Annotated in this window: 20 protein-coding genes and 3 tRNA genes; 17 read left to right on the top strand and 6 right to left on the bottom strand. The window is 56.2% G+C overall.

All coding sequences use genetic code 11. The annotated features are described in order from the left end of the window. Nucleotides 1-69: 69 nt before the first annotated feature. Entirely contained in the window at nucleotides 70-2,097 is a 2,028-nt protein-coding gene (locus tag FNL37_RS09225; RefSeq protein WP_244948247.1) for a bifunctional diguanylate cyclase/phosphodiesterase, read from the bottom strand. Between the two features lie 676 nt (nucleotides 2,098-2,773). Here FNL37_RS09225 and FNL37_RS09220 point away from each other — a divergent pair. The 3 genes from FNL37_RS09220 (at nucleotide 2,774) to FNL37_RS09210 (ending at nucleotide 6,975) form a co-directional block, all read left to right on the top strand. Further along, entirely contained in the window at nucleotides 2,774-3,472 is a 699-nt protein-coding gene (locus FNL37_RS09220; RefSeq protein WP_041362071.1) for a S24 family peptidase, read from the top strand. Between the two features lie 291 nt (nucleotides 3,473-3,763). Further along, complete coding sequence (acnB, locus tag FNL37_RS09215) at nucleotides 3,764-6,328, top strand: bifunctional aconitate hydratase 2/2-methylisocitrate dehydratase (protein ID WP_041369968.1); 2,565 nt, start codon at nucleotides 3,764-3,766, stop codon at nucleotides 6,326-6,328. Between the two features lie 134 nt (nucleotides 6,329-6,462). After that, a complete protein-coding gene (locus FNL37_RS09210; RefSeq protein ID WP_015829770.1) occupies nucleotides 6,463-6,975 on the top strand; it encodes a DUF3016 domain-containing protein in 513 nt (170 codons plus the stop codon). Nucleotides 6,976-6,978: 3 nt separating this feature from the next. Here FNL37_RS09210 and FNL37_RS09205 read toward each other — a convergent pair whose 3' ends face one another. From FNL37_RS09205 to sodC, 4 genes are all read right to left on the bottom strand, one after another. Next, on the bottom strand, nucleotides 6,979-7,614 hold the full coding sequence (locus FNL37_RS09205) for a hypothetical protein (RefSeq protein ID WP_015829771.1): 636 nt from the start codon (nucleotides 7,612-7,614) through the stop codon (nucleotides 6,979-6,981). A gap of 106 nt (nucleotides 7,615-7,720) precedes the next feature. Further along, nucleotides 7,721-8,260, bottom strand: coding sequence for a TIGR00645 family protein (locus FNL37_RS09200; RefSeq protein ID WP_015829772.1), 540 nt, complete (start codon nucleotides 8,258-8,260; stop codon nucleotides 7,721-7,723). An 85-nt stretch (nucleotides 8,261-8,345) separates the two neighbouring features. Next, nucleotides 8,346-9,191, bottom strand: a complete 846-nt coding sequence (locus FNL37_RS09195; RefSeq protein WP_015829773.1) for a 23S rRNA (adenine(2030)-N(6))-methyltransferase RlmJ — start codon at nucleotides 9,189-9,191, stop codon at nucleotides 8,346-8,348. Between the two features lie 18 nt (nucleotides 9,192-9,209). Then, the gene (gene sodC, locus FNL37_RS09190) at nucleotides 9,210-9,731 is read right to left on the bottom strand and encodes a superoxide dismutase family protein (protein WP_015829774.1); all 522 of its coding nucleotides are present in this window, start codon (nucleotides 9,729-9,731) and stop codon (nucleotides 9,210-9,212) included. Nucleotides 9,732-9,909: 178 nt separating this feature from the next. On the opposite strand from sodC, the gene FNL37_RS09185 reads away from it, so the two are divergent. The 14 genes from FNL37_RS09185 (at nucleotide 9,910) to FNL37_RS09120 (ending at nucleotide 24,530) form a co-directional block, all read left to right on the top strand. Further along, nucleotides 9,910-10,209, top strand: coding sequence for an EF-hand domain-containing protein (locus FNL37_RS09185; protein ID WP_015829775.1), 300 nt, complete (start codon nucleotides 9,910-9,912; stop codon nucleotides 10,207-10,209). A gap of 118 nt (nucleotides 10,210-10,327) precedes the next feature. Continuing rightward, the gene (locus tag FNL37_RS09180) at nucleotides 10,328-11,329 is read left to right on the top strand and encodes a cation diffusion facilitator family transporter (protein ID WP_015829776.1); all 1,002 of its coding nucleotides are present in this window, start codon (nucleotides 10,328-10,330) and stop codon (nucleotides 11,327-11,329) included. Nucleotides 11,330-11,401: 72 nt separating this feature from the next. Beyond that, a complete protein-coding gene (locus FNL37_RS09175) occupies nucleotides 11,402-11,584 on the top strand; it encodes a tautomerase family protein (protein WP_013441838.1) in 183 nt (60 codons plus the stop codon). Between the two features lie 127 nt (nucleotides 11,585-11,711). Next, nucleotides 11,712-13,514, top strand: a complete 1,803-nt coding sequence (uvrC, locus tag FNL37_RS09170; RefSeq protein WP_015829777.1) for an excinuclease ABC subunit UvrC — start codon at nucleotides 11,712-11,714, stop codon at nucleotides 13,512-13,514. 44 nt (nucleotides 13,515-13,558) lie between these two features. Beyond that, nucleotides 13,559-14,128 carry a CDP-diacylglycerol--glycerol-3-phosphate 3-phosphatidyltransferase gene (pgsA, locus tag FNL37_RS09165; protein WP_013441840.1) on the top strand — a complete coding sequence of 190 codons (570 nt, stop codon included), beginning with the start codon at nucleotides 13,559-13,561 and terminating at the stop codon, nucleotides 14,126-14,128. A 57-nt stretch (nucleotides 14,129-14,185) separates the two neighbouring features. Further along, a tRNA-Gly gene (locus tag FNL37_RS09160) sits at nucleotides 14,186-14,261 on the top strand. 69 nt (nucleotides 14,262-14,330) lie between these two features. After that, nucleotides 14,331-14,404: transfer RNA gene (locus tag FNL37_RS09155), tRNA-Cys, on the top strand. A 6-nt stretch (nucleotides 14,405-14,410) separates the two neighbouring features. Next, a tRNA-Gly gene (locus FNL37_RS09150) sits at nucleotides 14,411-14,486 on the top strand. A gap of 226 nt (nucleotides 14,487-14,712) precedes the next feature. Further along, entirely contained in the window at nucleotides 14,713-15,111 is a 399-nt protein-coding gene (locus FNL37_RS14145) for a PsiF family protein (RefSeq protein ID WP_159355926.1), read from the top strand. A gap of 170 nt (nucleotides 15,112-15,281) precedes the next feature. Beyond that, nucleotides 15,282-17,435, top strand: a complete 2,154-nt coding sequence (locus tag FNL37_RS09140) for a type I secretion system permease/ATPase (protein ID WP_015829778.1) — start codon at nucleotides 15,282-15,284, stop codon at nucleotides 17,433-17,435. Continuing rightward, the gene (locus FNL37_RS09135) at nucleotides 17,432-18,844 is read left to right on the top strand and encodes an HlyD family type I secretion periplasmic adaptor subunit (protein WP_159355925.1); all 1,413 of its coding nucleotides are present in this window, start codon (nucleotides 17,432-17,434) and stop codon (nucleotides 18,842-18,844) included. The genes FNL37_RS09140 and FNL37_RS09135 overlap by 4 nt, the downstream gene beginning before the upstream one ends. A 7-nt stretch (nucleotides 18,845-18,851) precedes the next feature. Next, entirely contained in the window at nucleotides 18,852-19,469 is a 618-nt protein-coding gene (locus FNL37_RS09130) for a LuxR family transcriptional regulator (RefSeq protein ID WP_159355924.1), read from the top strand. A gap of 98 nt (nucleotides 19,470-19,567) precedes the next feature. Further along, nucleotides 19,568-24,178 (top strand): retention module-containing protein, encoded by a 4,611-nt coding sequence (locus tag FNL37_RS09125; RefSeq protein ID WP_159355923.1) that lies wholly within the window; start codon nucleotides 19,568-19,570, stop codon nucleotides 24,176-24,178. A gap of 19 nt (nucleotides 24,179-24,197) precedes the next feature. After that, nucleotides 24,198-24,530 carry a hypothetical protein gene (locus FNL37_RS09120; RefSeq protein WP_159355922.1) on the top strand — a complete coding sequence of 111 codons (333 nt, stop codon included), beginning with the start codon at nucleotides 24,198-24,200 and terminating at the stop codon, nucleotides 24,528-24,530. Between the two features lie 148 nt (nucleotides 24,531-24,678). Here the strand turns inward: FNL37_RS09120 and FNL37_RS09115 are convergent, their stop codons facing one another. Further along, nucleotides 24,679-26,613: a bifunctional diguanylate cyclase/phosphodiesterase gene (locus FNL37_RS09115; RefSeq protein ID WP_159355921.1), complete on the bottom strand. Its 1,935-nt coding sequence runs from the start codon at nucleotides 26,611-26,613 to the stop codon at nucleotides 24,679-24,681. Nucleotides 26,614-26,635 lie beyond the last annotated feature (22 nt).

Here is a 26,635-nt window from a genome sequence, read left to right as displayed (position 1 = left end):
GCATTTTTTGCTTTTCCCCTCGTCAGTCTTTGAGCTTGCACTGGTGACAGGCTCTCCTCATTCATAGCCTCAGGGCTTCAGCATCTCATCCAGCGGGGCCGGTTTGTGGCGCAGATAGCCCTGCGTGTAGTGAATGCCCATGCCGCGCAGCAGGTTTTCCACTTCTACGGTTTCGACATACTCTGCAATGGTCTTCAATCCGGTGCCGTTGGCAATTTCGCAGATGCACCGCACCATGGCCTGATCAATCACATTGCTATCAATCGCGCGAATGAACTGACCATCAATCTTGAGGTAATCCACGTCCAGATTCTTGAGGTGTCCAAACGACGATACGCCACTGCCAAAATCATCCAGTGAAAAACGAATGCCGAAGCGGCGCATGGAGGCGATAAAACTGTTGGCGTCCGCCAGATTGGTAATGGCAGCGGTTTCGGTGATCTCAAAACATAATTTGGAGTAGGTGGCTGGCGTGGAGACGATCAGCTCCAGCATGTAGTCATGAAAGGCCCGATCGCCTATGGATTGCCCGGAAATATTAACGGACAGCACATCAATATGGTCGATCACATGCTCGTGTTGCATGAGCCAGTGCAGCACGCGTTTGGTGACCCAGCGATCAATGCGGGACGTGATATGAAAGCGCTCGGCCGCTGGCATAAAGGCGCCAGCAGGGATCATGCCGCTATTGCCATCCGGCAGGCGCAGCAGGATCTCGCCATGGATGCCACTGTTTTCGTTCAGCGGAAGAATGCGCTGGCAATACAGGCTGAAGCGGTTTTCTTCCAGCGCGAGTTCCAACCGGTTCACCCACTGGATTTCCTCGTGATGTTTTTTGATGGCGAAGTCGGTATCGCGATAAAGGTGCGTGCGGTTGCGACCTTCCTGCTTGGCGGTGTAGCAGGCAGCGTTGGCAATTTGCAGCAGAGCGCTGATGTCCTGCCACTGATGGTCTATCCTGACCAGGCCGATACTGGCGCTGACGTGAAAGCGTTTTTGCTCATGCGCGAAGCGGAACGCCTCGATCCGGTTGCAGATGTCATCGGCAATCTTGCCAGCGGCATCGCTATCGCAACATAACAGCAGAATGGCAAACTCATCTCCGCCCAGCCTGGCCAGCAAGGCGTCTGTGCTGAGGCAGCCGCGGATGATGCTGACGATCTGTTTGAGCAAGGCGTCACCGACGGCATGGCCGCAGGTATCGTTGACAATCTTGAACTGATCCAGATCAAGATACATGAACATATGCTGCTCGCCCTGCGTATGCGCAGAAGCAAGCGCGGCTTGCAGGCGGGTTTCGAGCGCGGTGCGATTGTGAATGCCGGTTAGCGGGTCCAGTTCAGGCTGGCCAGGTGCCAGGGCCTGCCCTTCTTGTAGAACGATAATAGTACCGGGTTTTTGTCGGCCTTCAGGGCTGAGGGGGCTGATGGTACTTTTCAGTATAGGGGATGCATGCTCAGCCAGTACGCGCAACGGAATATCCAGCGAGCGCATCTCCCGCATGCTGAGGTCCAGCGCTTCATCAATCCCGGCCTGCAGGCTGCCGTCTGCCAGGCTTATGAAATGACGCAAAGGTTGCCCCCCAATGCGGCTAAAGCCTTGCCCTAGCAGCCTTTCGGCTGCCGCATTCAGAAACTCGATGCGGCCGCGCTGGTCTGTGGTGATGACGGCGTCGCGCACAGCGGACAACATGGCGTGCCAGCGCTGCTGCTCCATGAAGAGCGCCTGGCGGATGCGATTGTTTTCAGTCAGGTCATGTACGACGCGTGAAGCGCCAATGATATTGCCAAGAAGATCCCACAATGGGGTGAGGGTATTGAGAATAAGCAGCATGCTGCCATTTTTGTGCACATGCTCGGTTTCAAAATGCATGATGCATCGGCTTTCCCGCATCTTGTTCAGGCGGCTTTTCTCTTGGGCTTGCTGCTCCTGCGTGCAGAGGGCGCTGAAAGGTTGGCCGATGACTTCCAGCGAGGAGTAACCAAACATATCTTCTGCGCGCTGGTCCCAGCTAGTAATGATGCCATCCAGGGTTTTTCTGATGTGGGCGCCTCTGGAGCACTTGATTATTTCTAGCGGTGGGTTAGATTTCATCATGGCCTGTTTTTACTTGGATGGGCGATGTGGTTTATCAAGGTCTGGAGGCGCATCGCCATGTCAGCGCTGCCGTTTTCGATATTTCCCTGAATGGAGGCGGGGAATAGACGGATGAAATGCCTGCATCTCTTTGGCTTGAGCCAGATGCGGCGGTAGTATGATGAGGGATGGATTCAGGCTAAGGACGGCGTGTTTGCCGGTCAGGCAACGGTCATGTAACTGCCGTGTGTCTATCTGCATGCTGCGGCCCCCTTAACCCATGACATCATTGGCGATGTGTTCTGCCTTGCCATCGTGATGTGCAAGGCCACGTTCAGCCCAGCCTCGGAGTATGCAGGCTGAGATGAATCTAATTAACGATTAAAACCGTCATATGGCAGGGGATCAGAAAGCGGCCGTGTTCGGTATATATATGTGTCATAGATCACACATATACGCTGACTAACGCGGATTGCACCCCCTGTGCGGTTTTAATTTCGCTTGATTTGCCTTGGGCAATCTAAGCGTTTTTGGTTGTGAGTCAATGTTAGGAAATATTTCTCAACTTGTCAACACGATCTGCTTAATTTTTACGAATAAAAACCAATACCAACAAATAAATATATAGAACAAATAGTTAAATAAATACGCATGCCTAACATTTTCCCAACATTTTTATCCACCGGGACGAATCCATATGGGCATTAAGCAATGGTTTTCCGCATCCGAGCTTGCATTGCTCTCACAACATTTGGTGGTGAGGCTACCTAACTCCGTTCGCGGCTGCCGAGACAAGGCAAAAAGAGAAGCCTGGCCTTCACGTCAAGTGAATGGCAAGGGCGGGCCCAATGGCATTCTTAATGAATACCTGCCGCCGCCTGAGCTTTCCGAGGCCATCCGTGTGTTTCTGGAAGCGCGACCGGATTTTTTTGGATCTGTCCCTCGCGCCAAGATGGTCGAGGTGTTTCATGATGAAAGCCTGTGCGTGGAACGCTATTGCGCCGACCATGCTTCGTCCAGCCAGCTGCTTATCCATGAAAATCATCTGATTAAAAAGGTCGAGCTCAATGCCGACTCCGGGCTGGGCGGGGTGCCTTCGCGTTACCTCAAGCTGGTGCATGTCTATGGCGATGGCATGGAACCCTTGTTGAGCGATGGTGATGAGGTGTTCATCGACATTCGCTGCAATGCCTTTGATGGAGATGCGCTTTACGCCATTCGCCAGCACGGACGCATCACGATCAAGCGTGTGCAAGTGCGCCTGGATGGTAGCGTTGCCATCAAGTACGACAACGACGGTGGCTTCCCCATTGAAGTCTATTCCGCCGAAAATGCAAAAGACGTTGAAGTCGTGGGCAAAGTCATGCCCTTCAAGTTCGGCAAGTTCCGAGCCTAAGCGCGGGCACCAGTTTGGGGCATAGCCCCGGCTGGGCGCGGTCTCTCCCCGGCCATTCGCGCCGGGCGTTTCCTTTCGCAGTCTCATACTCAAGCTATGGCAGCCACGCTGGCAGGGGGGATATTGCTCGTCTTTGAAATGTGAATGGAAATGCGAATACCGTATCAAGGCAGGCACAGTCATTGCATGTACTTATTGCATATAGTTTGCATGTGATTGCCTGCACGATTTATAGGGCTTGCGACGCACTGTATAATCCCATCATCTATTACTTATCCTCGAATGAGTGCCATGCTGAAAAATTACCGTGAACATGTAGCCGAGCGTGCCAATGTCGGTTTGCCCCCCTTACCCCTTACCGCTGAACAAGTTGCCGAGCTGGTCGACCTGCTGAAAAATCCGCCAGCCGGTGAGGCTGATGCCTTGCTCGAGTTGCTGGCAAACCGCATTCCTGCCGGGGTGGATCAGGCTGCCTACGTCAAGGCTGCTTTTTTGGCCGATATTGCCAAGGGTAGTGCCACATCGCCGCTGGTGAGCCCGGCCAAGGCCGTGGAGCTGCTGGGTACCATGCTGGGTGGCTACAACGTGCAGGCACTGGTGGAGCTGCTGGATGGCGCGATGGCAGAAGATGCGGTCAAGGCACTCTCCAGAACGATACTGATGTTTGATGCCTTCCACGATGTGGCCGAGAAGATGAAAGCGGGCAACCTGCATGCCAGGAAACTGGTGGAATCCTGGGCCGCTGGCGAGTGGTTTACCAACCGCCCGGCCTTGCCTGCGGAGATTCGCGCCATTGTGTTCAAGGTGCCAGGCGAGACCAATACCGATGACTTGTCGCCTGCGCAGGAAGCCTGGTCGCGTCCGGATATTCCTTTGCATGCCAAGGCCATGCTGGTCAACAAGATGCCCAATGGCTTGCAGACTATCCTGGACCTGCAGCAAAAAGGCCTGCCACTGGCCTATGTTGGCGATGTGGTCGGCACCGGTTCCTCACGCAAATCGGCTATCAACTCTGTGCAGTGGCTGATGGGCGACAACATTCCGAATATCCCCAACAAGCGTAGCGGCGGCATTGTGCTGGGCGGCAAGATTGCCCCGATTTTCTTCAATACCGCGGAAGACTCCGGTGCTCTGCCTATTCAATGTGATGTTGGCCAGATGAATACCGGCGATGAAATCGTCATCAAGCCATACGATGGCAAAGTGCTGAATGCCGCGGGCGAGGTGATTTCCACCTTTGATCTGGCGCCATTGACCATGCCGGATGAAGTCCGTGCCGGTGGCCGTATTCCTTTGATCATCGGCCGTGGCCTGACCACCAATGCCCGTCAGTTGCTGGGCCTGCCGCCATCAGATCTGTTCATCAAGCCCATCGCCCCCAAGGATACTGGCAAGGGTTACACCCTGGCCCAGAAGATGGTGGGCCGCGCGTGTGGCTTGCCAGAAGGGCAGGGCGTGCGTCCTGGTACCTATTGCGAGCCGAAAATCACGACCGTGGGTTCGCAGGATACGACGGGTGCCATGACCCGTGACGAGCTGAAAGAGCTGGCCTGCCTGGGCTTCTCGGCCGATCTGGTGATGCAGAGCTTCTGCCATACCGCTGCTTACCCCAAGCCGGTGGATATCAAGCTGCAGCACAGCCTGCCTGAATTCATGTCCAGCCGCGGCGGCGTCAGCCTGCGTCCTGGTGACGGTGTGATCCACTCCTGGCTGAATCGCCTGATTCTGCCTGATACTGTTGGTACCGGCGGTGATTCGCATACCCGCTTCCCGATCGGGATTTCCTTCCCGGCCGGCTCTGGCCTGGTGGCGTTTGCCGCTGCCATGGGTGCCATGCCGCTGGATATGCCTGAGTCTGTGCTGGTGCGCTTCAAGGGCGAAATGCAGCCTGGCATCACCTTGCGGGACCTGGTGAATGCCATTCCGTATGCCGCGATTCAGAAGGGTGATCTCACCGTAGGCAAGCAGGGCAAGAAGAATGTATTCAACGGGCGCATTCTGGAAATCGAAGGCCTGCCTGACCTCAAGGTCGAGCAGGCATTCGAGTTTGCCGATGCGTCCGCCGAACGCTCGGCCAATGGCTGCACCGTCAAGCTCAACAAGGAGCCGGTGATTGAGTTCCTGCAATCCAACATCGTGTTGATGCAAAACATGATCGACAACGGCTATGCCGACGCCCGCACCCTGCAACGCCGCATCGAAGCCATGCAGGCCTGGCTCGCCAGCCCTAACCTGCTGGAACCGGATGCCGATGCCGAATACGCTTACGTGCTGGAAATCGACCTCAACGAAATCAAAGAACCGCTGGTGGCTTGCCCCAATGATCCTGATGACATCAAGCCGCTTTCCGCAGTGGTGGGCGACAAGATAGACGAAGTGTTTATCGGCAGCTGCATGACCAACATCGGCCACTACCGCGCCGCTGCCAAGGTACTTGAGGGCTCAGGCGGCATACCCACTCGCTTGTGGATTGCGCCACCTACCCGCATGGACGAAAACCAGCTGCGCGACGAAGGCGTGTATTCCGTCTTTGGCGTGGCCGGTGCGCGTACCGAAGTGCCGGGCTGCTCGCTGTGCATGGGTAACCAGGCGCGCGTGGCCGACAAAGCCACCGTGTTCTCCACCAGTACCCGTAACTTTGATAACCGCATGGGCAAGGATGCCCGCGTATATCTGGGTTCCGCCGAACTGGCCGCTGTGTGTGCCCGTCTGGGCCGCATGCCGACGCCTGCCGAGTATCTGGAAACCGTGGGCGACAAGCTCAGCAAAAATGCCGACAGCATCTACAAATACCTCAATTTTGACCAGATGCCGGAATACACCAAAAAGATCATCCCGATTGCCGAGGTCATCTAGTAGCACATTGGTGAAGTCAACGTTGGTGAAGTCAAATCAGAAAAGCCGCGAAAGCGGCTTTTTTGTTATGCGCGGATCAGAATTTATCGGGTACTTCAGCGTCCTATGTTTAGTGACCTGGTAGGGGGAATGCCATGAATTTCAAAAGAGTAAGCACGCGATACCTCCTGATGGCGATGCTGGTGTTTTGTTTGAACCATGCGCATGCGGAACCTCCCGCTGGGGCGGTGGTGGTGGAGTTCGTTCAGCCCGAGAAGTTTACCGATGCGGGCAATGACAGTTTTGGCGGATATAGCCCGTCTACCTTGGCGTCGTTACGGAAATATATCGAGCGCACGGCCCCGCGCTATTTGCAGCCGGGGCAGCAGCTCAGCATCCGCATTACCGATATTGATCTTGCCGGCAGTTTTGAACCCTGGCGTGGCCCGGGGCGTGATGTGCGTATCGTGCGTGATGTGTATCCGCCACGTATCAAGTTGCAATATGAATGGCGCGATGCCGATGGACATATCCTTGGGCAGGGCGAGAAAAACTTGCGCAATCTGGGGTTTCAGATGACGACAGTAGCGCGGGACAGCGATGCATTGCGCTATGAAAAAGCGCTGATCAATGACTGGCTGGCGAGCGAATTTTCGCCATCCAGATAAGCATCAAAACAGGGTGAATGCCTTGGCGATCAGTGACTTAAGGGTGGCGAGGTTGAGATTTTCAGCGCGTAGCCGGTCCAGTTTTTGTTTCAGCGATGGCGCGCCTGCCAGAATGCGGGCAGAGACTGCCTGATCCTTGATCTGGCTGCGGATAATTTCGTCAAACTCGCTGCCCGCACGCTCGGCGTGTTCCATAATCAGCTCCAGCAAACGTGCCGCCGAGATGCGCAACACTTCGCGATTCAAGGTGTATTCGGCATGATGGCCGCGCGTTTTCAGGAAGTTTTCCAGTTCGCGTCGCTCCAGCGGGTCTTCAAGTGAAATATCAATTTTGCCTTCGTTCAGTTCAGCAAACTGCTGGCTGGCGATCAGGCGCTCCACCACGCGCGCCAGTATCGCCCGTGGATTGATCTCTTTGTAACGCAGGGCGGCATTCAGTTTGAGGGTCTTGATGCGGGTCTCAGAGATGCCAAAGGTGTTGGCGAGTTCGTAGTTGGATTTGCCCCTGTGCTCGGCACTTTGGATCAGGGCATGAAACACAAACAGATCAATCTCGCGTTTGGGCAGGCTGCCCAAACCCATGGAAAGATAAAGCGTGAGAAAGTCGTCGGCAAACGCGATTTTTTCCTGTGGCGTCATGGATCTTCCTTTGCGTGGTGGCTGCTGTTACCGGTAGCTGCGCGTTTTTTGATCGGCAAATGGACTGCAAGCCGCATGGGCGGCTTGCAGGAGATACATCAGTTGCTTAGTGCTTGTTGTCTGCGTGCGTCATCAGTCGGTCAATCCAGGCAATCGATACGGCTGACAACACAAAGGCCATATGGATCACTGTTTGCCAGAGCATGGTCTTGTCATCCAGATTCGGCGCGTTAATAAACGTCTTCAGCAGGTGAATCGATGAAATGCCGATGATGGCCGTGGCCAGCTTGACCTTGAGCAGATTGGCATTTACGTGCGAAAGCCAGTCGGGTTCGTCAGGGTGGCCTTTGAGGTTGAGGCGCGAAACAAAGGTTTCATAGCCGCCTACAATCACCATGATGAGCAGGTTGGAGATCATGACCACGTCAATCAGGCCCAGCACAATCAGCATGATGTCGGCTTCATGCATGTCGGGTACTTTTTGCACCAGATGCACAAGCTCGACCATGAAGTGAAACACATACACGCCTTGCGCCACGATCAGGCCCAGATAAAGCGGTAATTGCAGCCAGCGGCTGCCAAACAGGATGGTCGCCATCGGGTGCATCTTTTGGGTGGTGTTACGGGTATTGCTAGCGGTCGCCATGAAGGTTCCTCGTCAAAATAAAATTGGTATGGGCCTGGCAGCCTGAAGTCGCGCGGGTACAGGCCTCATGCAGTCTGTATCCTCATCAGGGAATGTGATGCTCCAGAGTATAGCTGGCACCTTCGTCCTGGCTAAGGGACTCGGTCAGCCAGGGTAAAGTTTCTTGCAGCATGGCAGGTAGCGTCCATGGCGGGTTAACAATAAACAGCCCGCTGCCATGCATGCCAAAGCCTTCTTCCGATGGGCTTTGCACTGTGAGCGTGACATGCAGCCAGCTAGCCAATTGCAAACGCTTTAGTTTTTCTATCATCTGCTGGGGTTCTGCACGCTGCAGCAAAGGGTACCAGATGAGGTAGGTACCCGTGGCAAAACGTTGCAAAGCATCCTGCAGGGCGGTTACCACGCGTTGGTAATCCTGTTTTTCTTCATAGGGCGGGTCTATCAGCACCACGGCCCGACGCGGTGGCGGTGGCAACAGGGCCTTGATGCCGGCAAATCCATCCTCGGCAAACAGCATGACCTTGCGCCCGCCATGCTGAAAGGTCTGGCGCAATAGCTTGAAGTCATTCGGATGCAGTTCAAATAGCCGCATGCGGTCTTCCTCGCGCAAGCAGGCTTCGGCAACGGCAGGGGAGCCGGGGTAAAGACGCAGCTTGCCATCCGGATTTTCCTGCCGGATCAGGTGCACATATTCCGCCAGCGGGGCGGGCAGGTCGGTGGCTTGCCACAAGCGCGAAATGCCGCTTTCAAATTCGGCATTTTGCGTGGCGTAGCCGGTATCCAGGGCGTACTTTCCCGCCCCCGCATGGGTGTCGATATACCAGTAGGGCTTGCCCTTCTGACCGGTGTACTGCAGCACTTGCATGAGTACAAAATGTTTAAGAACGTCGGCATGGTTGCCGGCGTGAAAGGCGTGACGATAACTCAGCATGTGCTTGTTGTTTCCTTGTTATTCAATAATGCCGCAAGCCACGCGTGCGCCACCACCGCCCAGGGGCTTGGGTTGGTCGCTGTAATTGTCGGCGCCTGCATGCACCATCAGGCTGCGCCCGATGACGTCGGAAAGCTTGAGATTGGGCGCGATCAGTATTTGAGTGGCGCTGCCATCAGGTTTCACTTGCAGGGCAGGCAGGTCGCCGGCATGACCATGGCCTTGCGGACCTTCATGTTTGGCTGTTTTGTTGGGGTCATAATGTCCACCCGCGGCGAGACCGGCTGTTTTCTTGCCATCTTTGTCGGCGGCTTCACAACTCGGTTTTTCGTGGATGTGCAGGCCGTGTTCGCCGGGGGTGAGGTCGCCCAGGTCAGGATCGATTACCAGGCCTTTTTCGCTATCGCTCAGCTTGACGGTGCCGATGATCTTGCCAATGCCATTATCACTGATGGCATTCACTACCACGATTTTTTCCGCGGCCAGAGCGGGCAGGCTGGAAAGCAACAGGGCGGTTAACAGGGGGGTGAAGATCTTCATGGTGGGGCTCCTTGGCGATGAGTGGCTATATTATAAGACGGTGGCAGCCTGGTGCTGGCAAAATTGCATGGTAGATTGGTCAACGCAGATTGCTACAGGTTCGTTTGTCTTAGGGTATATGCTATGCCTGCAGGGCGTATTGGGGATGGCCCCTTTATTACACTGGGAGATTTGGCGCATGCAACACGGTTACTGGATAGTCCCTCCTATGGTTTTGCTGATGACTCTGGCGCATGCCGCGGACGATGGTGCGATTCCGGAAAAGCACCACATGCGGGCAGATACCAATGGCGACGGCCGCATCAGCCTGCAAGAGTTTCGCGCTTCGGAGTTCAAGCCTTCTGAAAAAATATTCAAACGCATAGACAGCAATCAGGATGGCTTTATTGATCCGGCAGAGAAAGCATCGGCCAAAGATAGATTGCGTGCGCGTATCCGCGCCAAAGACGGCGAGATCAGCGCACCGCCCGCACCTTGATTCACACCTGCTGGCGTTGTGATTTTACCGTCCAGCCAGCGTTGCAGCCCCGGGCCAGCCTTGCTGCAGGCTTTTTGTTATTGGATTTGCCATATCAGGCTGTTAGCATAGCAACTCTATGAAACACGACCATCACACCCACGCACACCAGGCTTCCGGACATGACCATGAGGAGCATGACGATCATGACCATGCACACCTTCATGATCACCATCATGGGCATTCCCATTCCCACGCCGGTAACAGCTTGAAATGGCCCTTGTTGCTGACGCTGGCGTTTGCCTGTGTTGAGGCGGTAGGGGGCTGGTACTCTGGTTCGCTGGCGCTGATGGGCGATGCGGGGCACATGTTTTCCGACTCGGCCGCGCTCGGCCTGGCCTGGCTTGGCACCTGGATTGCCGCCAAGCCTGCATCGCAAAAACATAGCTATGGCCTGATGCGTGCCGAAATCATCGTCGCCTTCATTAACTGCCTGGTGATGCTGGCGGTCGTGGGTGCCATCGTTTTCGAGGCTATCGAACGCCTGCAAACACCGCAGCAAGTGCATAGTCTTGAAGTCATGGGCATTGCCTTTGTTGGCCTGCTGGTCAATCTGCTGGTGGCAAGACAACTGCATCAGCATCAGGATAACGTCAACCACAAAGCGGCACTGCTGCATGTGCTGGGCGATATGCTGGGCTCCGTGGCGGCACTTGCGGCCGGTGCCGTCATCTACTTCACCGGCTGGATGATGATTGATCCGGTTCTGTCGCTGCTGATCTCCGCCCTGATCCTGTTCTCCACCTTCCGCTTGCTGCGCGAAGTGCTGCATGTGCTGATGGAAGGCGTGCCTTCGCATATTTCAATTCAGGACGTGACGCGCGCCTTGCAGAACGTGCCGGAAGTGCAAGAGGTCCACAGCGTGCATATCTGGTCGCTGTCTTCCGAAGTGAGTGCCTTGTCTGCGCATATTGTGCTGGACGACATGGAGCACTGGCATGAAGTATTGAATGCGATACGCACCTTACTGCATGACCGCTTTGACATCGAGCATGTGACTTTGCAGCCTGAGACAGTGGCGGCGCTCAATGCTGGCAAGGTCGGTTGCTGGCTGACCAAAAAGGCCGGACAGCCAGCCTGAGCTGGGATTGACCATGGACGGGAGGGCTTCCTCCTGTCACCGCGAATCTTCAATACGCAACAGGAGGATAAAATGCCTTATATCAATATCAAGCATGCCGGCCCACTGAGCCGTGAACAAAAAGCAAAAATTGCTGAAGAAGTGACCAAGACCATGGAGCGCGTGGCGAACAAGCCCGCCAGCTATACCTACATCACGTTTGACGAAGTGGAATATGAAGACTGGGCGATTGCCGGGAAACTGCTAGACGAGTAATTGCCTTGCACATACCGCCAGCGGTGAGTTCCGCCCCCGGTAAAGGTGGCGGTACTGGCGCCGCTGGTGTCCATGCGGGCTGAACTGTCTCTGCTTAACCCATCCAGGCTGGCCCTTACCTGACCCTATGTTTGACCCTAAACCCATACTGAAAAACCTGCCCAATCTGCCGGGCGTATACCGCATGATCAACGCTGAAGATGCGGTGATCTATGTGGGCAAGGCGCGCGACCTTAAAAAGCGCGTGTCGTCCTATTTTCAGAAGAATCTGCCCAGCCCGCGCACGCGCATGATGGTGTCTCAAATCGAGCGCATTGAAACTACCGTCACGCGCTCCGAAGCCGAAGCCTTGCTGCTTGAGAACAATCTCATCAAGAGCTTTATGCCGCGTTACAACGTGCTGTTTCGCGATGACAAGTCCTATCCCTACATCACGCTGACCGGCGATGCGTTCCCGCGCCTGGCTTTTCACCGGGGCACGCAGCGCAAGGGCAACAGCTATTTTGGCCCGTTTCCCAATGCGGTGGCGGTGCGCGAAAGCATACAGTTGCTGCAAAAAGTCTTCCGCCTGCGCACCTGTGAAAATACGGTGTTCGCCAATCGCTCGCGCCCCTGTCTGCAATACCAGATTCAGCGCTGCACTGCGCCTTGCGTCAATTTCATTTCGGAAGAGGATTATCGGCGCGATGTCAGCCATGCCACCCTGTTTTTGCAGGGGCGTGAACAGCAGGTGATGGATGAGCTCAGCCACAAGATGATGCAGGCGGCCGAGGAGCAGGAATACGAGATGGCCGCTGTTTACCGTGACCGTATGCAGAGCCTGCGCCAGGTGCAGGCCAAGCAGTTCGTCAGCGACTTTACCATCAGCGATGCCGATGTGATTGCCTGCGCCGAGCTGCATGGGCAGTTATGTGTGAATCTGGTGATGATACGAGGCGGCCGCCATCTGGGTGACAAGAGTCATTTTCCCAAGAATGCCGAAGGCGCGGATGCCCGCATGACCGCCGAAGCTTTCCTCGAGCAGCACTACATGCCACAGAATACCCCGCCCCTGATTATTGTTGGGGTAGAGGGCATGGAAACGGCAGAGCTGGAGGAGGTGCTGAGCGAGCAGGCCGGGCGCAAGGTCAAGATCAATACCAACCCCATCGGCGACAAGCGCGTGTGGCTGAAAATGGCGCAAACCAATGCCGAGCTGGCGCTGGAGCAGCGCAGCGCTGCCAATGCCAATCAGCAGGCGCGCCTGGTAGCGCTGCGCGAGGCGCTGGATTTGCCTGAAACCACCGAGCGCATCGAGTGTTTTGATATCAGCCACACCATGGGCGAGGCCACCGTTGCCTCCTGCGTGGTGTTTGACCGTGGCGCCATGCAGAATTCGGAATACCGCCGCTACAATATTACGGGCATTACCCCGGGCGACGATTACGCCGCCATGCGCGATGCCCTGACGCGCCGCTATAAAAAGGTGGCGGCAGGCGAGGGGCTGCTGCCGGATCTGGTGTTTATTGATGGCGGCAAAGGGCAGCTTGGGGTTGCGGTGGAAGTCATGCATGAAGTAGGCTTGCCGGACATCCAGCTGGTGGGCATTGCCAAAGGTGAAGAGCGCAAGCCGGGTCTGGAGCAGATGTTCTTCCCGGATCGCGATACGCCGGTGGGCTTGCGCAATGATCACCCGGGCTTGCATCTGTTGCAGCAGATACGCGATGAAGCGCACCGCTTTGCCATTACCGGCCACCGTGCGCGGCGTGGCAAGGCCCGCATGCACTCCAGCCTGGAAGACATTGCCGGCATTGGCGCCAAGCGGCGCCAGCGTCTGCTGACCCGGTTTGGCGGGCTGGATGGTGTCAAGAATGCCAGTGCCGATGAACTGGCGCAGGTGGAAGGCATCAGTCCGGCGCTGGCGCAAAAAATATACGACGAATTACATTAACAATAACAACGCATTATCTGATCAGAAAAAAGGCGACCCCATTCATGCATTGGAATATACCCAATACGCTTACTGTCACCCGCATCCTGATGATTCCGATTTTTGTCGGCATCTTCTATATGCCAGTCAGCGTGATCCCGGCACATTGGGTCAACTTCAGCGCAGCGGTGCTGTTCGCGCTGGCAGCGCTGACCGACTGGTTTGATGGATACCTGGCCCGCAAGCTCAACCAGACCTCGGCCTTTGGCGCATTCCTGGATCCGGTGGCCGACAAGCTGATGGTGGCAGCGGCGCTGGTGGTGCTGGTGGATTTTGAGCGCGTGGGGGCGGTCATCGCCTTTATCATCATCGGTCGTGAAATCGCCATCAGCGCATTGCGTGAATGGATGGCGGGCATGGGCGAGGGCAGCAGTGTGGCCGTGGCGCAAATCGGCAAGTTCAAGACCACCGTGCAGATGGCGGCCATCCTGTTTTTGCTTTATCACGACCCAATCGCCGGGCTGGATATCCAACTCGTCGGCACCGTGCTGGTGTGGATCGCGGCATTTTTGACATTGCTGTCAATGGCTTACTATTTGAAGGCGGCCTGGCCCCGCATGAAAGAGAGAAAATAAGGCGCAGCGGGTGTTGACACAACCCCGAAAATCCTTAAAATGGCGCCTTCTTTCGATGCGGGAATAGCTCAGTTGGTAGAGCGCAACCTTGCCAAGGTTGAGGTCGCGAGTTCGAGACTCGTTTCCCGCTCCAGATTAAAAAAAGGGAAAGCAGCGCATGTATGCTTTCCCTTTTTTGCTCCGGATTGAACTCCGGCGCGATGGCGCGATAGCAAAGCGGTTATGCCGCGGCCTGCAAAGCCGTTTAGGCCGGTTCGACTCCGGCTCGCGCCTCCAGTACATGCGGGAATAGCTCAGTTGGTAGAGCGCAACCTTGCCAAGGTTGAGGTCGCGAGTTCGAGACTCGTTTCCCGCTCCAGGTAAAAGGGAAAGCAGAAATGCTTTCCCTTTTTTGCATTTACGCTCCCCGTTTCCCCCGCAGTTGCATTCTCCATGATCCCGATTGTGTATTGCCGCATGCTTCGGTTAATATTCAAGCACAGGCGCATGCCGGTGGTGATCGCTACCGCAATACGGCATACTACTGCATGGGGTGTTGTGATAAACAGCAGCAGTAATGCGCCTAACACAATAACGGGGGAAGCATGAAGAATATACTGGCCGCCATGGCCTTGATCTGCATGGGTATGACAACGGTTTACGCCGGTACCCAGCAAGAAAAAATGAAATCCTGTAACGATGAGGCAAGCAGCCAATCCCTGGCTGGTGATGCCCGCAAAGCCTTCATGAAAAACTGCCTCAGTGCTGACCCCATGTCAGCGCAGCAGCTCAAGATGAAAACCTGCAACGCCGATGCCAGCGCCAAATCGCTGGCAGGGGACGAACGCAAGGCATTCATGAAGAGTTGCCTGAGTGCCAAAGCGACTCCTCCCACCCAGCAAGAAAAAATGAAAACCTGTAATGCGGATGCCAGTGCCAAATCCCTGACTGGCGACGCGCGCAAGGCGTTCATGAAAAGCTGCCTCTCGGCTTCTCCCCAATAATAAATTCCGGCCCGATCCTGATCGGGCTTTTTTCATGTGCGGCGCGCAGCCGGGCACAAGGGCGATGCCATGCGCTTGAGTATGCTGGCGCAGGCCTCGTGTTTGCATGATTAACAAAGGTATGTCCGCGGCAAGTGCAGTTGCCGGGTTATTGCAAAGACAGTGTGACTATGAATCGTGATGAGGAATTTTTAGGGGCACAAGCGCAGGTCAAGGATAGTCTGCTTGAAGCCCTGTTGATTGTGTGTCGTTTTCATGGAGTCGCCATTACGCGGGATGCCCTGAGCGCGGGCCTGCCATTGCGCGACGGTAAAATGACGCCAGCCTTGGTGCGGCGGACAGCGGCACGCGCCAACCTGGTCGCCACGGTGATCAGGAAGCCGCTGGGCGACATACGTCGCGAGTTTTTACCGGCGATTCTGCTGCTGGAGGACAACGAGGCCTGCGTGCTGGTTGGCTGGGATGAATCGCGCCAGCATCTGCGCATGATCTTCCCCGAGCTGGGCGATGCCGAAGTCAGCATTTCAGAAGAAGAGCTGCTGTCGCGCTACAGCGGCTACGCCATTGTTGCCAAGCCCAAATTCACGTTTGACAAACGCGCACCCACGGTCGGCAATGTGCGCATGCGCCACTGGTTCTGGGGCACGCTGGCAGAAAACAGCAAGGTATACCGCGACATCATGCTGGCCGCCTTGCTGATCAACCTGTTTGCGCTGGCCATGCCTATTTTCACCATGAATGTGTATGACCGCATTGTGCCCAACCGTTCGGTGGAAACGCTGTGGGTCCTGGCCGCTGGTATAGGCCTGATCATTCTGGCGGACTTTGCCCTGCGTACCATCCGCGGTTATTTCCTTGATTGGGCCAGCCACCGCGTCGATATCAAACTGTCGGCCCGCATCATGGAGCAGGTGCTGGGCGTGCGCATGGAGCAGCGGCCTACCTCGGTCGGCTCGTTTGCCGCCAACCTGCGTGCGTTTGAAACCGTGCGCGACTTCATTACCTCGGCCACCATCACCACCCTGATTGATATTCCGTTTGCCTTGATCTTTATTGGCGTCATGGCCTGGATTTCCTGGCCCATGGTGATACCGGTACTGGTGGGCGCGGCGATTCTGCTGGTGTACTCCTTCAGTGCGCAGACCAAGATGCAGGAGCTTTCCGAAACCATGTTCCGCGCCAGCTCCATTCGCAATGCCACGCTGATTGAAAGCCTGGTCGGGCTGGAAACCGTCAAGGCACTGGGCATCGAAGGCCAGATGCAGCGTCGCTGGGAAAAAACCGCCACCTACCTGACCGAAGTCGGCAGCAAGCTCAAGCTGCTGTCCGCCTCCATCAACAATGGTGCCATGGGGCTGCAGCAGCTGGTCACTGTCGGCCTGGTATTGCTGGGCGTGTATCTGGTGATCAATGGTGACCTCACCATGGGCGGCATGATCGCCTGCACCATGCTGGCTTCACGCGCGCTGGCGCCCATCTCGCAGGCGGCAGGCATGATGACGCAATATCACAATGCAGCCACCTCGCTGACCTCGCTGGAAGAAGTCATGAACAAGCCGGTGGAGCGCCCGGTGGATTTCCGCTTTCTATCCCGCCCCAGCTTTACGGGCGATATCGAGTTTCGCGATGTCAGCTTCAATTATCCAGGCTCCGATGCCAACGCGTTGCGCAACGTCTCGTTCAAGATCAAGGCGGGGGAGCATGTGGCGATCCTTGGCCGCATGGGTTCCGGCAAGACCACCATCCAGAAACTGATCCTCGGGCTTTATCAGCCCACGGCAGGCGCGATCCTGATCGACGGCATTGATTCACGCCAGATAGACCCCGCCGAGTTGCGGCGGGCGATTGGTTATGTGCAACAGGATACCCATCTGTTTTACGGATCCATGCGTGACAACATCGCGATTGCCGCCCCGCATGCCACCGGTGAGCAGGTACTGCATGCCGCGCATGTGGGTGGCATTGATGAGTTCATCAATACGCATCCGCAAGGCTTTGACATGCCCGTGGGCGAGCGCGGCGATACGCTGTCTGGCGGGCAGCGCCAGGGCGTGGGCATTGCCCGTGCGGTGATCAATAACCCGGTGATCTACCTGCTGGATGAACCGACCAGCGCCATGGACCACTCCGGTGAAGAGGCGGTGAAGAAACGCCTGTCGGAAGCTTCCAGCGGCAGGACATTGCTGGTGATTACCCATCGCTCATCGCTGTTCGACATGGTGGATAGAATTATTGTGATAGATGGCGGCAAGATCATGGCGGATGGTCAGAAAGACCTCGTCATTGATGCCTTGCGTACCGGTAAAGTGGGGAAAGCCGCATGAGCCAGCTTTTATTCAAGGCACTGGGTGCCATTCATGGGGTTTTCAATCGCATTGGCCTGCTGAGCAAGCCCGTGCGCTGGATGCTGGACAAATGGACACCCGCCAAGGCCGAAGAAGATGCGTCATGGCAGGAAGAAGCCGAGCTCGCCATGCTGGAACAGCAAACCCTGCGTGCCAAAAAAGTGCTGTACTGGGTGGCCGGCGTAATTGTGCTGCTACTGATCTGGGCGGCGCTGACCAAGGTGGATGAAGTGACACGCGGAGAAGGCCGGGTGATCCCTTCCAAGCAGGTGCAGGTGATTCAGTCATTGGACGGCGGCATTGTGACTTCGCTGCTGGTGCATGAAGGGCAGTCGGTCAATGTCGGGACACCGCTGGTGCGTATCGATGAAACGCGCGCCATTTCCTCCCTGCGTGAAAACCGCTCGCAATATCTTTCGCTGGTGGCCAAGCAGGCACGCTTGCGTGCGTTGGCGGACGATACCGCCTTCCAGCCGCCACCAGAAGTGATGAAGGAAAATCCATCGGTGTATTCGCAGGAGCAGGCGCTGTATTTTGCCAGCAAGGACGAAGTAGCCTCGCAAGTGGCCATTGCGCGCGAGCAGCTGACCCAGCGTCAGCGCGAGTTGATGGAAATACAAGCCAAGCTGGAGCAGGCTGAGCGCGGTCTTGAACTGAGTAGCCGTGAGCTGGCGGTGACCAAGCCTTTGCTCGGCACCGGTGCGGTTTCTGAAGTCGATCTGTTGCGTCTGGAGCGGGATACCGCCCGCTTGCGTGGCGATCGCGATCAGGCCCGTGCGCAGATCGGCCGCGTACAGGCGGCGATTTCCGAAGCCTCACGCAAGGTGAGCGAGGCGCAGCAATCGTTCCGCAGCAAGGTGCGCACCGAGCTGTCGGATACCACCGCCAAGCTCAACAGCCTGGTGGAAACCAGCGTTGCACTGAATGACAAGGTCGTGCAGTCCACGCTGAAGTCACCGGTCAAAGGCACCGTGAGCCGGCTCTTTATCAATACCGTGGGTGGCGTTATCCAGCCCGGCAAAGAGGTCATGGAGATCGTGCCGACCGACGACGCCCTGATCCTGGAAACCAAGATTCAGCCGCGTGACATTGCCTTCATCAGTTTCGGGCAGCCCGCCACGGTGAAACTGACGGCTTATGACTACACCATTTATGGCACCTTGGATGCCAAGGTGGAGAGCATTTCCGCCGACTCGGTAGTGGACGACAAAGGCAATGCGTTTTACATCGTCCGCGTCAAAACCATACGCTCCAACCTGGGCAAGGGCCTGCCTATCATTCCTGGCATGGTGGCGCAGGTGGATATCATGACCGGCCGCAAAACCGTGCTTTCTTACCTCTTGAAGCCGGTGCTCAAGGCCCGCTCATACGCCTTCACGGAACGATAACAACACCATGCGCGATATCTTCATTTCTGCAGGGGGGCGCTTGCTGGCCGACTGGCAGCAGGTTTGTCCCGAAGGGGCGGTATTCAGGGAAAGTGCCGCATTGAATGCCGATGTGGGCCAGGCCCTGATCTGGCTGCATGTGAATGCGGACAGCACCGCCAGCATGCTGACGGATGTAACAGGCCTGCTAGGCCGCTTCACTCAGGCGCGCTTGCTGGTGCTGGCGAATGCGCCGGACACCAATGAAGCGGTGGCGGCTTTTCAGCAGGGCGCCGCAGGCTATTGCCATGCCTACAGCTCGGCCGACGTGCTGCGCGAGGTGCGCCGCGTGGTGCAACTGGGCGGCGTATGGCTGGGGCCAGAGGTCCTGCAGCGCCTGATTACGGTTGGCCGCACCATGGTGGGCTCCAGTCAGACCAAGATCAATGCCACGCTGGATCAACTTACACCGCGCGAGCGCGAGGTAGCACTCAAGGCAGCAGAAGGCCTCAGCAACAAACTCATTGCGCGCGAGCTGGATATTACCGAGCGCACGGTCAAGGCCCACCTCACTGCCATCTTTGAGCGGCTGGCGATACGAGACCGTTTGCAGCTTGCCCTGATGCTGAATGATCGACAGGGCTGATGAAATTTCGGGGTCTAGTACCTTGGTACAATATTTTTTGATGTTGGGATGGGGTTTAATCGCTCCATCAGCAATTTTGTAGAAAGGTCAGGTACACCATGGCAGCGATCGGTACCGTAGTAGCAATCAATGGCGGCAGCAATGCATTTGCTGTGAATGAACGTGGCGAACGCCGCATGCTCAAGGTGGGCGACAGCATACAGCCAGGTGAAGTCGTCACGACTGCGCAAGGTGTTGTCGTTGATATCCTCCTGACCACAGGCCAGAAAATCGAGATTTCAGCTGACCAGACGGTGAAATTCACCCCTGAGCTGGCTGAATTCATCGCTCCTGAAGGCACAGAAAGTGCCGTCAGCGAAGCCACTGTACAGGCCGTTATCCAGGCCATCGAACAAGGCCGCGACATTAACGAAGTGCTGGAAGAAACGGCGGCTGGTCTGATCGGCGCTGCCGGCAACGAGCACGGCTCTACCTTCGTTAACCTGCTGCGCATCGTCGAAGGCGTGACCCCCCTTAGCTATGAATATCCCGTCGGTACGCCTCCTGTAATCGACTTTGTGCGCGAAGCCTTCATTTACTCTGATCCTGAAGGCGCAGCTGCCACACCTGCAGGCCCACCTTCGATTGTGCTGACCGATTACAACGGTGTTGAAGCTGGCGAAATGACCCTGCCAGAAACCGATGGCGCTACGCCTGGTGACTTCACCGTGACCGCGCCTGCCGGTATTGCCAGCATCACCATCGGCACTACCGTTGTTACCCTCACACAACTGACCAACGCCGGTACCACCCCGATTGTGATTACCACAGACAAGGGCACGCTGACTGTGGTGGGTTACAACGCTACCACCGGCGTGGTGAGCTATACCTATGATCCTAACGTGCAGACCAGCGCCACGACGGTCACCGACAGCCTGCCGATTACTGTGACTGATGCCAATGGTCAGACCGCCAGTGATACGCTGGATGTGAACATCACCGACACCGGCCCAACCGCGGTGAATGACACCAACAGCATTACCGAAGACGCGACGCCGAATCAGGTGACGGGCAATGTATTGAACAACGACAACATCGGTGCCGATGTGAAAGTGGACCCTGTTACGACGACGGGTACTTTTGTCGGCCAGTACGGCACTCTGGTATTGAATGCCAATGGTACCTATACGTACACGCTGAACAATGCCAACCCTGCCGTGAATGCGCTGAACGAAAACCAGAGCTTGCAGGATGTGTTCAGCTACACCATCAAGGATGCAGATGGGACTGAAGCCACCGCCAATCTGACCATCACCATCAATGGTCATACCGACAGCCCACCTGGGCTGATCGTGGAAGGTACTACCTTGCCGGAAACCGCTGACGCGACTCCAGGCAGCTTCCTGGTGGAAGCCGAGGCTGGCATCAGCAGCATTACCATCAGCGGCACTACCGATCATGTAGTGACTCTGCAACAGTTGAACAATCTGGCAACGGACCCGATCACCATCACCACGCCACGAGGCACACTGGTGCTGACCGGCTATGACGCTACTACAGGTGTGGTCAGCTACACCTACGATCCAAATATCCAGAGCAGCAACTCCAGCGTGACCGACAGCATCGGTGTGACGCTGACCGATGCCAATGGCGTATCGACCAGTTCGCCACTGAACATCGTGATCACCGACAGCGCTCCAGTTGCCGTGGCTGATACCAACAGCATCACGGAAGATGCATCGCCGAATCAGGTCACAGGCAATGTGCTGGATAACGACACTGTTGGCCCGGATGTGAACCCCAACCCGGTGACCACGACAGGTACCTTTGTCGGCCAATACGGCACCCTGATACTCAATGCCAATGGCACTTACACCTACACGCTGAACAATAGCAACCCGGCCGTGAATGCCCTGAACGAAAACCAGTCCCTGCAGGATGTGTTCAGCTACACCATCAAGGATGGTGACGGTACCGAAGCGACTGCCAACCTGACTATCACCATCAATGGTCATACTGACGGCGCACCTGGGCTGATCGTGGAAGGTACTACCTTGCCGGAAACCGCTGACGCTACCCCAGGCAGCTTCCTGGTGGAAGCCGAAGCTGGCATCAGCAGCATTACCATCAGCGGCACTACGGATCACGTGGTCACCCTGCAACAGCTGAACAATCTGGCAACAGACCCGATCACCATCACCACGCCACGAGGCACACTGGTGCTGACCGGCTACGATGCCAGCACAGGTGTGGTGAGCTACACCTATGATCCAAATATCCAGAGCAGCAACTCCAGCGTGACCGACAGCATCGGTGTGACGCTGACCGATGCCAATAACGTATCGACCAGTTCGCCACTGAACATCGTGATCACCGACAGTGCTCCGGTTGCCGTGGATGACACCAATAGCATCAAGGAAGATGCATCGCCAAATCAGGTCACAGGCAATGTGCTGAACAACGACACTGTTGGCCCGGATGTGAACCCCAATCCAGTGACGACCACAGGTACGTTTGTTGGTCAGTACGGCACACTGATACTCAATGCCAATGGCAGCTATACCTATACGCTGAACAACGCCAATCCGGCGGTGAATGCGCTGAATGACAACCAGTCCTTGAAGGACGTGTTCAGCTATACCATCAACGATGGTGACGGTACGCCAGCCACGGCCAACCTCACGATTACCATCAATGGAACGACAGATGACCGTCCACCCGTCGTTGGCACGGCAACTGCCAACGTATCGGAAGAGGGCTTGCCTGGTGGCTTGCCAGATAGCAGCGGCACGGTAGATGTAACCAATAGCGCGAGCGCACATGGCACGCTTTCCATTAGCGATCCGGATGGCAATGCCATTACCTCGGTCGTGCTGACGGCACCTACTGGCGATTATTACTCCGGTGGCCAGCTGATCACCTGGTCTGGCAGTGGTACTGGCACCCTGACCGGCTCTGCCGGTGGCCAGCCTGTGCTGACCATTACCATCAACAACGGCGGTGAGTACGACGTGAACCTGTTGCGTCCGCTCGATCATCCCGATACCAAGACGGAAGATGTGCTGACCCTGAATGTCGGTGTCAGCGCCACTGCGAATGGCGTGACTTCGGTGGGCAACCTGACCGTGAACGTGGAAGATGATTCGCCAGTTGCCAACCCGATTTCGGCTAATCTGTCGACCACCGACACCAATCTGCTGATTACGCTGGATATCTCTGGCAGTATGCGTACACAGGATGGCGTGGGCGGCACTACGCGTCTGGCAAGTGCGATTCAGTCGATCAAGACCTTGCTCGACAAGTACGATGCGCTGGGCGATACGCGCATCAGCCTGGTCGTATTCTCCACCACGGCAGCCCAGGTCGGTACTGACTGGATGACGATTGATCAAGCCAAGGCGCAGCTGGATCAGATTCTGGTGAATGGTCCGAAAGGCAATACCAATTACGACAGCGCTCTGGCCAATGCCATGGATGCATTTGATGATGCAGGCAAGCTGACCAATGCACAGAATGTGGCTTATTTCATCTCCGACGGTGAACCCAATACTGGTAGTGGCAGCAACACCAGCCTGACGGGCGGCACCAATACCAATAGCTCGGATGCTGGTATTCAAACCCAGGAAGAACTGGCATGGAAAACCTTCCTGGAAGCCAACCAGATCAAGTCTTATGCGATTGGCGTCGGCAGCGACATCAATAGCGTAAATGCCCTGAATCCGGTAGCGTACGATGGGCAGACCAACACCAATATGAATGGCATTCTGGTGACCAGTTTCACTCAGCTCGATGCCGTGCTGGCAGGCACCATCCAGAATCAGGCTGCTGGTGAACTGATCACCGGCACCATGACAGGCAACGGTGTAGGCGGCGACGGCGGTTTTGTCGGCAGTATTGTGGTGGAAGGTACCGAGTACCGCTTCAATGCGGCCACTGGCCTCATCGAAGTGGTAGGCACCAACCATAGCACCTACAACAGCACCACGCATGAAATCACCGTGACCACGCTGCATGGCGGCCAGTTTGTGGTGGATATGGACAGCGGTACTTATTCGTACAAGGCACCGGATGGTTTGTCTTCCGCCATTACCGAAAAAATGGACTATGTGCTGCAGGACAAGGATGGCGATACGGCAAATTCGACGGTCACTATCAATGTCGACAAGACCAATGTGCAGGTTGGTACCACTGCCAGCGAGACCATCACCGGTTCTGATCATCCTGACCTCATCATGGGACGTGACGGCAACGATATCCTGATTGGCGGCGGCGGTCATGATCGTCTGTATGGCGACAATGGCAATGACACGCTGATTGGTGGCGCTGGCAACGATATCCTGAGCGGTGGCGCTGGCGTGGATACCTTCAAGTGGAATCTGGCCGATGCGGGCACACCTGGTACGCCTGCCGTGGATACCATCACCGACTTCAACAAGGCATCGGTGGCATCCGGTGGTGACAAGCTGGATCTGCGCGATCTGTTGACCGGGGAAAATTCAGGTAATCTGCAAAATTACCTGCATTTTGAAAAATCCGGTTCGGATACCATCATCCACATCAGCTCCACTGGTGGTTTCTCCGGTGACAGCCATACCGTGGGTGCGGCCTTCAACAGCGGCGCCGAGAACCAGCGTATCGTGCTGGCCGGTGTGGACTTGACCACGGCAGGCCATACCGATGCTGCGATCATCAACAACCTGGTGACCAACAACAAGCTGGTTACCGACTAAACTTATCCGAAAGGGCGTTATGCCATACGTGTTACGCGATCAGGCTGGCAATATCAAAGCGGTAAGTCGCGAGGCTATGGACTCCCCAGGCTGGGAGTCTGTGGATGGCAAGTCGCCAGAGTATCAGCAGTATCTGGAAGACGCGCTCAAGGATCAGAATGCATTTCGCGAGAGTGATATTCAGCTCGCGCGCGTGCTGGAAGACCTGATCCTGCTGCTGATCGAGCGTGACGTGATTCACTTCACTGACTTTCCGGATGCGGCACAGAAACGGCTTATACAGCGTCAATCCTGGCGCACCCAGGGCAAAGGGCTGGACTTGCTGGTGGATGACGAGAAGCCGGTTATCTGATGCCCATGCACGGCTCTCTTGCCGCCAGGTAAGTAGAAAAAAACAAACCCCATCCAGTACGGATGGGGTTTTTTATTGTGCAGATGCCAGTGAGCGGGCCTTGAGCATATGGCGACTGAGCACAAGCCTGCTCGTCGCCCGGTAATGCTTACACGGCGGGCGCCTGGATAGCGGGGCCGGTCATGCCGTCGATGCCCAGCGCGGGCAGGGCGGCGATTTCCTCATTGGTTTGCACGCCCTCGGCAATCGCCATCATGCCCAGTGAATGCACGATCAGGCACAGGCCTTTCAGGAAGGCCTGATTGCCAGTGTTGCTGTCGATGTGGCGGATAACCGATGCATCAATCTTGATGTAGCTGAGGCCAAGGTCGTGCAGCTCACCCAGGCGTGCCACTTGCGCACCCACGTGCTCGACGCCGATATGGCAGCCCAGCGGCTTGAGCGTGAGACAGAAGTTGCGGAAGGCTTCCATGTGCCGGAAGACACCGTCTTCCGGCACTTCCAGCCACAGCCTGTCAGCCACTTCCGGGTTGGCCTGTAGCAAGGCATGCAGATGCTCCAGATAGGTGGGATTGCTCACGGCGCGTGAGGAGATATTCAGGCCAATGGCTGGCTTGCCATTCTTGAGGTCCTCAATGGCAATCTGCACCAGCAGATCATCCATTTCGGTAATCAGGTCGAGCTTGATCGCCCAGCCGATGAATTCCGCAGCAGGCAGCCAGGGGCCGTTGGGCTCCAGTTGCAGCCGCATCGGACCTTCATTGTGGATCAGGGTATTGGTCGGGCTGATGACCGGGAAGCTGGCCAGGCGCAGGCGCTTGGACATGATGGCGTTATCCAGGCGGGCACGCCATTCACTCTCGGTGCGGGTGGTGTTCAGCGGTGAGCTGGACTGCTGCGCCTGATCATCAATCTCCAGCTGCAATTGCGTCAGGTCATTGCGCTGGCGTATCACGGCAAGCAGGTCTTTCAGGCTATCCAGCTGGTCTGATCGGCCAATATGGCTGGCGATGGTGCGCGGGCTGAAATCGGGGAAGCTATCGGCAATGGCGGCAGCCGAGATGATGGTGTCCTTCACCTGCTGGCACAGCAGCTCGCGGTTATCCGGACTGCTGCTGAACACGGCAAAATCCGCTCCGCTCAGCCGACCGGCAAACAGGCCATTTTCGGGTTTGCACAGCTCGGTCAGGGCATGGCCGATGCGCTTGAGTATCTGGTCGGTGCCGGTGCCACCATACTTGGCATTGATCTCGGCTAGCTCGGCGATATGCGAAACCACCAGTACGCCTTCTTCAAAGTTGTCTTCATTGTCCAGATAGGCTGATACGCGGCTGGTGAAATACTTGCGGTTCATCAGCCCGGAGATGGGCTCGTAGTTGGCTTCAAAGCGCAGTTGTTCCAGCAGCTGCGATTGCTCGTTGAGCATTTTGCGGATGCGGTTGGACAAGCGGTTCATGGCTTGCGCCAGCGATTTGAATTCGGTCACCCGGGGCTCGGTCATGGTGATGAAACGCTGATCGCCAATCGCCTCTGCCATATTGGCCATTTCACTTAATGGACGGGTAATGATGCGCAGCAGCCAGGAGCCCAGCACGCCCGCCAGCAGGGCAATGGCCACGCTCCACAGCAGCATTTTCTTGGCGCCATTCCACAGTGCCTGGTAAGCAAAGGTGGCATCGCTTTCCAGCGACAGGGTGCCGTATTGCGACCAGCCATTTTGCACCTGGGCCACGCCGGGATGCACCTCAATGCTGAATGCGCGATTAAACCAGCTGGGGGTATTGGGTTGTATGTCGGCATTGTAGTGTTCGGAGATCAGCTTGCCTTCAGGGTCGACCAGCCGGATGCGCTGGTAATGCCCGTTATCAAACTGGGCGGATAACAGCAGGGCCACATTCACCGGGTCCTCCTTGTCGATCTGCGACAGCGAGAGTGCGAGCGATGTGGCATTGTCGATGTTCTTCATCTGCAACTGCTGTTCCAGCGTGTGCTTGCTGGACTCGATGCTTGCAATGACGCAGGCCGCAAATACCAGCAGCATCAGCAGACTGATGGCGATCCATAACTGTTTAATCAACGACATAATTGTTACCCCCTTAACCTGA

Origin of the sequence: Methylovorus glucosotrophus (assembly GCF_009858335.1) — a bacterium.
Taxonomy (GTDB): domain Bacteria; phylum Pseudomonadota; class Gammaproteobacteria; order Burkholderiales; family Methylophilaceae; genus Methylovorus; species Methylovorus glucosotrophus.
This window is presented reverse-complemented; position numbering and strand designations above follow the sequence as displayed.

What these genes read in the sequence shown, in the direction of transcription:
- FNL37_RS09135 (WP_159355925.1), top strand. Translation starts at nt 17,432, where the DNA reads ATGAGCCAGCTTTTATTCAAGGCACTGGGTGCCATTCATGGGGTTTTC.
- FNL37_RS09205 (WP_015829771.1), bottom strand. Translation starts at nt 7,614, where the DNA reads ATGACGCCACAGGAAAAAATCGCGTTTGCCGACGACTTTCTCACGCTT.
- pgsA (WP_013441840.1), top strand. Translation starts at nt 13,559, where the DNA reads ATGCATTGGAATATACCCAATACGCTTACTGTCACCCGCATCCTGATG.
- FNL37_RS09120 (WP_159355922.1), top strand. Translation starts at nt 24,198, where the DNA reads ATGCCATACGTGTTACGCGATCAGGCTGGCAATATCAAAGCGGTAAGT.
- FNL37_RS09115 (WP_159355921.1), bottom strand. Translation starts at nt 26,613, where the DNA reads ATGTCGTTGATTAAACAGTTATGGATCGCCATCAGTCTGCTGATGCTG.
- acnB (WP_041369968.1), top strand. Translation starts at nt 3,764, where the DNA reads ATGCTGAAAAATTACCGTGAACATGTAGCCGAGCGTGCCAATGTCGGT.
- sodC (WP_015829774.1), bottom strand. Translation starts at nt 9,731, where the DNA reads ATGAAGATCTTCACCCCCCTGTTAACCGCCCTGTTGCTTTCCAGCCTG.
- FNL37_RS09125 (WP_159355923.1), top strand. Translation starts at nt 19,568, where the DNA reads ATGGCAGCGATCGGTACCGTAGTAGCAATCAATGGCGGCAGCAATGCA.
- FNL37_RS09210 (WP_015829770.1), top strand. Translation starts at nt 6,463, where the DNA reads ATGAATTTCAAAAGAGTAAGCACGCGATACCTCCTGATGGCGATGCTG.
- FNL37_RS09220 (WP_041362071.1), top strand. Translation starts at nt 2,774, where the DNA reads ATGGGCATTAAGCAATGGTTTTCCGCATCCGAGCTTGCATTGCTCTCA.
- FNL37_RS09130 (WP_159355924.1), top strand. Translation starts at nt 18,852, where the DNA reads ATGCGCGATATCTTCATTTCTGCAGGGGGGCGCTTGCTGGCCGACTGG.
- FNL37_RS09200 (WP_015829772.1), bottom strand. Translation starts at nt 8,260, where the DNA reads ATGGCGACCGCTAGCAATACCCGTAACACCACCCAAAAGATGCACCCG.
- FNL37_RS09175 (WP_013441838.1), top strand. Translation starts at nt 11,402, where the DNA reads ATGCCTTATATCAATATCAAGCATGCCGGCCCACTGAGCCGTGAACAA.
- FNL37_RS09195 (WP_015829773.1), bottom strand. Translation starts at nt 9,191, where the DNA reads ATGCTGAGTTATCGTCACGCCTTTCACGCCGGCAACCATGCCGACGTT.
- uvrC (WP_015829777.1), top strand. Translation starts at nt 11,712, where the DNA reads ATGTTTGACCCTAAACCCATACTGAAAAACCTGCCCAATCTGCCGGGC.
- FNL37_RS09180 (WP_015829776.1), top strand. Translation starts at nt 10,328, where the DNA reads ATGAAACACGACCATCACACCCACGCACACCAGGCTTCCGGACATGAC.
- FNL37_RS09140 (WP_015829778.1), top strand. Translation starts at nt 15,282, where the DNA reads ATGAATCGTGATGAGGAATTTTTAGGGGCACAAGCGCAGGTCAAGGAT.
- FNL37_RS09225 (WP_244948247.1), bottom strand. Translation starts at nt 2,097, where the DNA reads ATGATGAAATCTAACCCACCGCTAGAAATAATCAAGTGCTCCAGAGGC.
- FNL37_RS14145 (WP_159355926.1), top strand. Translation starts at nt 14,713, where the DNA reads ATGAAGAATATACTGGCCGCCATGGCCTTGATCTGCATGGGTATGACA.
- FNL37_RS09185 (WP_015829775.1), top strand. Translation starts at nt 9,910, where the DNA reads ATGCAACACGGTTACTGGATAGTCCCTCCTATGGTTTTGCTGATGACT.